Source organism: Streptomyces sp. NPDC029159 (assembly GCF_055564055.1).
The window spans coordinates 221417-229701 of sequence record NZ_JBVHWT010000011.1 but is presented as its reverse complement, the minus strand read 5'-3'; the positions used below and the strand labels follow the sequence as shown (position 1 = coordinate 229701).

Here is an 8285-nt window from a genome sequence, read left to right as displayed (position 1 = left end):
CAGCGCCGATGGTACTGCAGAGGGGACTCTGTGGGAGAGTAGGACGCCGCCGAACAATTATTCAGCTCCGGCCCCCGGAAATCAGTGATGGTTTCCGGGGGCCGGAGCATTTTTGCGTTTCAGGGTCCGGATTTCGCTGGTCAGCGAGGGCGGGCGCTGCGATGCTGAGGCGATGGCGTACCTGATCAGGCCGGTGACGGCGGACGAATGGAAGCGGCTCAAGGAGCTGAGGCTGGCGGCGCTGGCCGATCCCGGGGCGCGGGTGGCGTTTCACCAGACGTTCGAGGAGGCGGCGGCGCAGCCGGCGGAGTACTGGCAGCGGCACACCGCACGCAGCGACGCGAGCGGGACCACGCTGACGCTCATCGGTGAGGGGCCCGACGGCAGCTGGGGCGGGATGGTCGTGGTCCGGCTGGTTGAGGAGGCCGAGGTGCCGCAGACGGAGGTCGTCGCGGTGTACGTACGGCCCGAGCACCGGGGTACGGGGCTGTCGCGGGAGCTGTTCGAGGCGGCGCTCGGCTGGTCGTGGAGCCTGTCGGAGCCGGTCGTGGCCCGCGTACGGGTGTGGGTGCACGAGGAGAACGACTCGGCGGAGGGGCTGTACCGGGCGCTGGGGTTCATTCCGACGGGCCGGACCGCGGCGGACCCGAAGAATCCGGCGGCCGTCGAGCGGGAGATGGCGCTGCCCCGGCTGTAGGCGGGCGCCGGCTCGCCGACGCCGTCCGGCTCAGAGGGGCAGGTCGGCGTGGGGCCAGCGGGCGCGGGCCTGTTCCGGGGAGCGCATCGTGGCGAGGGTGAGCAGGCCGCGGGGCGGGTCCGTGCGGAGGAGGTCCGGCAGGGCGGGCAGCGGGGCCAGGGCGGCGATGTCGTCCAGGACGAGGGTGAGCGGCGGGTCGAGGCGGCCGGTGGCGGTGCGGGCGGCGAGCCGGCGGCCGTGTTCGACGACGTGGGTCAGGAGCGCGGTGAGCAGGGGCATCGCGCCCGGGTTGGTGCGCGGGTCCTCCAGCGCGTCGCCGACGACGTAGAGGGTGCCGCCCTCGTCGGGGAAGGAGTCGAGGGCGAGGGCGTCGGGGCGCTGGGCGTTGCAGGCGTCGCGGATGTGGACGGAGCCGAGGGCGGAGAGCGCGCGGCTCGCCAATTCCTTCGCGTGGTCGCGGCGTTCGGGGTGGGCGGTCAGCACCGACTCCAGCTCGCCCGCCTGGCCGGCGGCGCACTTCGGGTCGGTGCGCAGGATACGGACCGGTTCCTGGGCGCCGCCGGTGGCGTGTGCCCAGCGGGTCAGCTGGCGGAAGGGGCGTCCGTCCACCGCGGCGGCGTGCAGCCAGCAGCGCAGCAGCGTCCGGGCGGCGTCGGTGACGGCCGCGTCCAGGGGGCTGTGCGACTGTACGGGGGCCAGCAGCGCGGCGGCGCGGGTGGTGGCGGTGGCGAGGTCCGCACAGCCGGCCGTCGGGGACCAGCGCAGCCGGGACGGGGTGTCGAGGCGGTGCGTCGGGTCGTAGGCGAGAACCGGGCCGAGCTTGGTGCGGGCGTCCTTCGTGGCCGACCAGAGGGACGGGTCGGTGGTCGCGATGACGACGGGGCCCGGCGCGGCGGTGACGGCGGCCAGGGCGGCGGCGGTGGCGGCGGACCGGTCGGCGCCGAAGTGCAGGCGGGGGAGGGCGGGTTCGGCGGCCGCGGTCGTGAGGGGCGCCGCGGCGGTGGCCGCGGTGGCGGCCAGGGCGACGGCGGGGGCCGCGGCCGTGCCGGTGCCGGGGGCCGTGCCCGCGCCGGGAGGCGTGCCCGTAGGGGAAGGGATGACCGTGCCCGTAGGGGAGCTGAGGGCGGCCGCGGCCGTGCCGGAAGCTGTGGTGGCGCCGAGGGCAGCGCTCGCACCAGGGGCGGGAGCCGATTCCGTGACGGAAGCCGGGCCGGAGGGGGCGCCGGAAGCCGTGCCCGTACGGACATCTGACCCCGAGCCAGGGGCCGGGGTGGACCCCGAGGCCGTACCCGGAGACGGGTCAGAAAGGGGCTGTCCGTCCGGGCCCGTAGGGGATGTCGGGGAGTTCGGCTGTCCCGTACGGGTTGCCGCTCGGCGGGCGCGGCGGACGGCTCGGTAGCGGGTGAGGGTTCCCAGGGTGAAGAGGGTCAGGACCAGGAGGAGCATCAGTTCGCCGACGAGGAGGCCCCAGAAGAGGCCGTAGCCGGAGAGTTGGGTCTTGGGGGTGGCGGGCCAGGCGGCGGGGAGGTCGTGGGGGTCGGTGATGAGGCGGTGCAGCGCCGTGGGGGTGCCGGAGTAGGTGACGCCGTCGGGCCAGGCGCCGTGGCTGAGGAGCCCGGCGAGGCCGGTCGCGGTCCAGATCAGGACGCTCAGGCCGAGGAGGAAGGCGAGCAGCCCGATGAGCAGGGAGTCGGGGACGCCGCCGTGCCGGCGGGGGCCGGGGCTGCGGGGGGCGTCGTACCGGGGGCCGTGCGGGCCGGTGGCGTACCGGTCGTCGTACGCCCCGGGCCGTCCGTCGTACGCGCCGGGATGGCCGCCGCGCGGGTCGTGGCCGTACCGGCCGCCGGGGGGCGCGTAGCCGTCGTCGTACGCCCCCGGGTGGCCGGTCGGGTCGGGCGGCGGGGTCACGCCACCGTCTCGCTGGACTCGCCGTGGAGCTGGCGGGCCAGGGCCAGGGCCTCGGCGCGCTGTTCGGCCTCGGCGTCGGCGGCGGCCTCCAGGGCACGGGCCTCGTCGGTGGGCAGGGCGGAGGCGGCGGAGACCTCGGACGCCTCGGTCATCGCGCGGTCGGTGTAGACCAGCGGGCGTTCCGCCTCGGTGATGAGGTGTTTGACGACCTGGACGTTGCCGTTGACGTCCCAGACGGCGATGCCGGGGGTCAGGGTCGGGATGATCTCGACGGCCCAGCGTGGCAGGCCGAGGACCTGGCCGGTGGCGCGGGCCTCGTCGGCTTTCTGGGCGTAGATCGTGCGGGTGGAGGCCATCTTGAGGATGGCGGCGGCCTCGCGGGCGGCGGCGCCGTCGACGACGTCGCTGAGGTGGTGGACGACGGCGACGAAGGAGAGGCCGAGGCGGCGGCCGAACTTCAGCAGGCGCTGGAAGAGCTGCGCGACGAAGGGGGAGTTGATGATGTGCCACGCCTCCTCCACCAGGAAGATGCGCTTCTTGCGGTCCGGACGGATCCAGGTGTGCTCCAGCCAGACGCCGACGATCGCCATGAGGATCGGCATGGCGATGGAGTTGCGGTCGATGTGCGAGAGGTCGAAGACGATCAGCGGGGCGTCGAGGTCGATGCCGGCGGTCGTCGGGCCGTCGAACATGCCGCGCAGGTCACCGTCGACGAGGCGGTCGAGGACGAGGGCGACGTCCAGGCCCCATGCCCGGACATCGTCTATGTCGACGTTCATCGCCTCGGCGGCCTCGGCCTCCGGGTGGCGCAGCTGCTCGACGATGTCGGTGAGGACGGGCTGGCGGGGGGCGCCGGAGTCGTCGCCTCCATCGCCGAACTCGCCGAGGACGGTGGAGTGGGCGACCTTGAGGGCGAAGCCGGAGCGCTCGTCCAGGCCGCGGCCCATGGCGACCTCGATGATCGTCCGCAGCAGCGCGAGCTGGCCGGTGGTGGTGATCGACGGGTCGAGCGGGTTGAGGCGGATGCCGCCGTTGAGGGCGGCGGTCGGGTCGAGGCGGATGGGGGTGATGCCGAGCTGTTCGGCGATCAGATTCCACTCGCCGACGCCGTCCTCGCCCTGGGCGTCGAGGACGACGACCTGCCGGTCGCGGAAGCGGAGCTGGCGGAGCACGTACGTCTTCTCCAGCGCGGACTTGCCGTTGCCGGACTCGCCGAGGACCAGCCAGTGCGGGGCCGGGAGTTGCTGGCCGTAGAGCTGGAACGGGTCGTAGATGTAGCCCTTGCCGCTGTAGACCTCGCGGCCGATGATGACGCCGGAGTCACCGAGGCCGGGGGCGGCGGTGGGCAGGTAGACGGCCTGCGCCTGCCCGGTGGAGGTGCGTACGGGCAGCCGCGTCGTCTCCACCTTCCCGAACAGGAAGGTGGTGAAGGCGTCGGTGAGCGCTCCGAGCGGATCGAGCATGGCCATGACGTACGCGCCTCCCAGCGGTTTAGCGGCGGATTCCGGTCGCGAACGGCAGGGTGTTGACGAACGCCCGGTGGTGCTCGCGGTCGCACCACTCCAGCTTGAGATAGGACTTTCCGGCCGAGGCCCGGATGGTGCGCTTGTCGCGGGCGAGCGCCTCGGGCGAGCGGGAGGAGACCGTGAGATAGCCGACGAGGTTGACGCCGGCGGCGCCGGAGGCGAGGTCCTCGCCGCGCTGGTCGACACGGCCGTGGTGGGCGACGTCGCGGGGGTCGACGACGCGGTTCATCTTCGCGGCGCGGCTGGCCTCGGCGTCGTCGTTGGTCTTCTCCGTCAGCATCCGCTCGATGGCGATCTCGGTGGGCTCCAGGTCCATGCAGACCGCGACGGTGCGGATGACATCGGGGGTGTGGACCAGCAGCGGGGCGAGGAAGTTGACGCCGACCGGGGTCAGCGGCCACTCCTTGACCCAGGCGGTGGCGTGGCACCAGGGGGCGCGGGTGGTCGACTCGCGGGTTTTGGCCTGGAGGTACGTCGGCTCCATCGCGTCCAGCTCGGCGGGCCATGCGTTGCGCTTGCTCATCGCCTGGATGTGGTCGATGGGGTGGTCCGGGTCGTACATGGAGTGCACGAGGGAGGCGAGGCGGGCCTGGCCGAGCGGCTGACGGACGCGGATGTCGGCCTCGGCGAGGCGGGCGCAGATGTCGGTCAGCTCGCGGGCCATGACGACGGCGAGGCCGGCGTCGCGGTCGAGCTTGCCGCGGCCCGGGCCGCCGCGCTGGGCGGCCGCGGCGCGGGCCATCGTCATCGCCTCGGCGGCCAGCTCGCGGTCGTAGTGCATACAGGCGACGAGGTAGGCACGGTGCTGCTCGGAGGAGGTGGAGACCATCGACTGGAGCTGGTCGTACGACTCCTGGAGCCAGGCGGGGGCGGCGGTGTCGCCGCGCTGGGCGACGTCCTTGGCGTGCGCGTCCGGGTCGGCGGGCAGGGTGCGGGCCAGCATCTGGAGGCGGGTGACGAAGCCGTCGCCGTTGGCGACGTGCTTGAGCAGCGTGCCGAAGCGGTCGACCAGCGCCTCCTGGTCCTCGCTGTCGCGCAGGCCGACGCCGGGGCCCTCGATCTCGATGGCGGCGGTGACGGTGCGGCGGTCGGCGTGGAGGAGGACGGCGATCTCGTCGGGGCCGAAGGGGGCGGCGAGCCAGTTGATACGGCCGATGCCGGGCGGTGGGCCGATCTCGACCTCGCGGCCGTCGAGCCGGGTGCCGGCCTCGGCGGCGGCGGAGCGGTAGGCGGTGCCGCGGCGGAGGGTGCGGCGGTAGCTGCGCCGGATCTCGAACCACTTGTAGAACGTGCGGCCCTTGTACGGGACGTACACGGCGGCCAGGCCCAGCATCGGGAAGCCGGTGAGGGCGATGATCCGCAGGGCGAGGACCTGGATCGCCAGGCCGCCCATCATGCCGAGGAAGGCGCAGACGATGATCAGGGCGATCTCGCCGGTCTCGCGGTTCTTGCCGATGACGGCGTTGGGCCGGGCGCGGCCGATCAGGTACGTCCTGCGGGGCGCGATCGGATGGGGGGTGGTCACCGCCCCTCACCTCCTGCTGACTTGCCGGTGCGGGAGCCGCCGGGGGCGCCGGAGCCGGGGTTGGTACGGGGGGCCGGTGGGGCGTTGCGGGAGCTGTGGGCGGCGACGCCGCCGGCCACGCCGCCCGCCGGGGACTGGCCGCCGCCGCTCGGCGACTGGCCGCCGCCGTCGGACTTGCGGCTGCTGTGGGTCTTGATGCCCTGGGAGACGAGGGCGGCGGGGGAGGAGACCATGGCGGCCGCCTGGCTGCCGTCGGTGGCGCGGCCCTTGTTCGTCCGGGCGGAGATCATTTCGTCGCCGAAGCCGGGGACGAAGCGGTAGATCACCGCGCTGGCGAAGATGGCGAGGACGATGATGGCGAGGCCGGAGACGACGGCGGAGAAGGCGTTGGGGCCCTCGTCGGAGGAGAGGGCGCCGGCGATGCCGAGGACGATCACGATCACCGGCTTCACCATGATCACCGCGATCATGATCCCGGCCCAGCGGCGGACGTGGCCCCACATGTTCTTGTCGACGAGCCCGGCGTAGACGACGGTGCCGAGCAGCGCCCCGACGTACAGCAGCGCGGCGCGGATCACCAGCTCCAGCCAGAGGACGCCGGCGGCGAGCACCGAGACCAGCGAGACGACGATCAGCATGATCGGGCCGCCGCCGATGTCGGTGCCCTTGGTCAGCGCCGCGGAGAACGCCCCGAAGAAGGTGTCGGTCTTCGCGCCGGTGCCCTTCGCGATGATCTCGGTGATGCTGTCGGTCGCGGAGACCACGGTGTAGAGGATCAGCGGGGTGAACGCGGAGGCGAGCACGGTCAGCCAGAGGAACCCGATGGCCTCGCTGATCGCCTCCGTCAGCCGTACGCCCCGGACGGCGCGCTTGGCGACGGCGAGCAGCCACAGGACGAGGGTGAGGACGGTCGAGGCGGCGAAGACGACGGCGTACTGGCGCAGGAACGCGGAGTTGGTGAAGTCGACCTTCGAGGTCGCCTTCACGGCGTCGGCCAACTTGTCGACGATCCAGCCGGCGGCCTTGGCACAGCCCTTGGCGAGGGAGGTGAGGGGGTCGAGGGGGTTGTTGTCGCCTATGCCGGGGGTGGGGACGCCGGGGGCGTTGCTGCCGTCCTGGCAGTAGTCCTGGGCGGGGCCGATGCAGCCGTTGTCGGTGGGCTTGGGGTCCGGCGCGGCCATGGCACGCGCGGACACCAGCACCGCGGTGGTCTGAAGCGACGTCACCAGCCCGCCGAGGGTGAGGAGACGGCGTCGATTGTTAGCGGGCATAGGTGAACCCTCCGAACCCTTGCACGGCCTTGGACATGTCCTCGGCCGATGCGGCCGCCTGGTCGCGGCCGACGGGGGCCGGCCCGTCCTTCGTCGTGACGGCGGAGACCTTCCAGTCCCCGCCGGTCCACTTCAGATCAAAGGTGTTCGTGTACCAGCTCTCGGAGACGGGGTTCTTCGACTCGACGCCTGCCAGACCGAAGAGGGCGGAATACCAGACCGACACCTTGGCGGTGTCGCCGTGCCATGCCTCGATCTTCGTCCCGGCGGGAATCGCCCGCGCGACGAAGGTCATGCCCTTGGGGGCGCTGCCGTCCGGCTTGAGGCCGATGCGCCCCAGGACGGCCGGGTTCGAGTAGCGCTTGTCGAGGTCTTTGGTGCGGGCCGCCGCGAGGGACGGCTCGTACACGGCCTCCACGATGCTCCGGCGGTCGGCGGTCGAGTACATCCCGACTCCGTTGAGCGCCACCGCGTAGTTCGCCGCCGCCGACTGTGCCCCCTGCTGGGTCTTGGCGAAGCCCTTGGCGATGGTGCCGTTCCTGTCCTTCACCGGGTCGGTGCCGGTGGGGGCGGTGGGCTGAGCGGCGGGGCCGTTTTTGGGCGCGCCGTCCGCGGTGTCGGTGGCCGGGTCGGAGCCGGAGCCGCGGTTGGCGAAGGCGATGGCGGCGATGAGGAGGACCACCACGCCGACGACGGCGACGAGGTTGCGGCTGGACAGCCCGGACCGGGAGCGGCGTCCCGAGCCGTGGTCGCCCTCGCTGTCCGGAAGTCTGGTGCGGGTCTGGCCGGTGGGACTCGTGTAGTCACCGTAGCCGTCGTCGCTGGTGCTCATCGCGTACGTGCCCCCTCAACCGCCATTGCCGTATCCGCCGTCGTCGCCGTCCCCGCCGTCGCAGGGCCGCCCTCGTATGACCGTAGCCGCGTGGTCGGCGGCTCGGGTGAAGTGGTGGGAGTACATCTCACGGTGACGGGTCCTCAGCTGCTGGGCGATGGGGGTGAATGGGGTGCCGTGCGGCTTTTATCCCCTTGGGGTGCACCCGCTTCACCGCCTCCCGCCGCGACCTTCTTCCTTCCGGACGGACCTGTCCCCACGGGGTGGCCGCCCCAACCGGTCCGCTGGTCGCGGGCGTGCCGGGGCGGGCCGGGGGGCCGGCCGTGCAGGGGTGGGCGGACGTCAGCATGGGGCCTCGGCGCGGGAGGTGGGGCCGTCGGGGGGTGGATGGAGGCACACGGGCGGCGGACGGGGCGCATGCGGTGGGCGCCGGTGGCGGTCCGGCCCGGGGTGCGGCGCGCGGCGGGGAGCCGCGGGGCCTGGGAGTGGGGAGGTGACGGCCCGTCGGGCGCCGGGAGGGGCGGCC

6 protein-coding genes are annotated in these 8285 nt (G+C 73.2%); 1 reads left to right on the top strand and 5 read right to left on the bottom strand.

Annotated elements, in window-relative coordinates; all coding sequences use genetic code 11:
- Window positions 1-172: 172 nt before the first annotated feature.
- Entirely contained in the window at window positions 173-697 is a 525-nt protein-coding gene (locus ACZ4U4_RS22255; RefSeq protein ID WP_467876984.1) for a GNAT family N-acetyltransferase, read from the top strand.
- Between the two features lie 30 nt (window positions 698-727).
- On the opposite strand, the gene ACZ4U4_RS22250 is transcribed toward ACZ4U4_RS22255, so the two are convergent.
- The 5 genes from ACZ4U4_RS22250 to ACZ4U4_RS22230 form a co-directional block, all read right to left on the bottom strand.
- Window positions 728-2377: a type IV secretory system conjugative DNA transfer family protein gene (locus ACZ4U4_RS22250; protein WP_467877016.1), complete on the bottom strand. Its 1650-nt coding sequence runs from the start codon at window positions 2375-2377 to the stop codon at window positions 728-730.
- A 224-nt stretch (window positions 2378-2601) separates the two neighbouring features.
- Window positions 2602-4068 carry an ATP-binding protein gene (locus ACZ4U4_RS22245; protein WP_030286199.1) on the bottom strand — a complete coding sequence of 489 codons (1467 nt, stop codon included), beginning with the start codon at window positions 4066-4068 and terminating at the stop codon, window positions 2602-2604.
- Window positions 4069-4096: 28 nt separating this feature from the next.
- On the bottom strand, window positions 4097-5656 hold the full coding sequence (locus ACZ4U4_RS22240; protein WP_467876981.1) for an SCO6880 family protein: 1560 nt from the start codon (window positions 5654-5656) through the stop codon (window positions 4097-4099).
- Window positions 5653-6927 carry a hypothetical protein gene (locus ACZ4U4_RS22235; protein ID WP_467876978.1) on the bottom strand — a complete coding sequence of 425 codons (1275 nt, stop codon included), beginning with the start codon at window positions 6925-6927 and terminating at the stop codon, window positions 5653-5655. The genes ACZ4U4_RS22240 and ACZ4U4_RS22235 overlap by 4 nt, the downstream gene beginning before the upstream one ends.
- Window positions 6917-7759 carry a DUF8175 domain-containg protein gene (locus ACZ4U4_RS22230; protein WP_467876975.1) on the bottom strand — a complete coding sequence of 281 codons (843 nt, stop codon included), beginning with the start codon at window positions 7757-7759 and terminating at the stop codon, window positions 6917-6919. The genes ACZ4U4_RS22235 and ACZ4U4_RS22230 overlap by 11 nt, the downstream gene beginning before the upstream one ends.
- Between the last annotated feature and the right edge of the window lie 526 nt (window positions 7760-8285).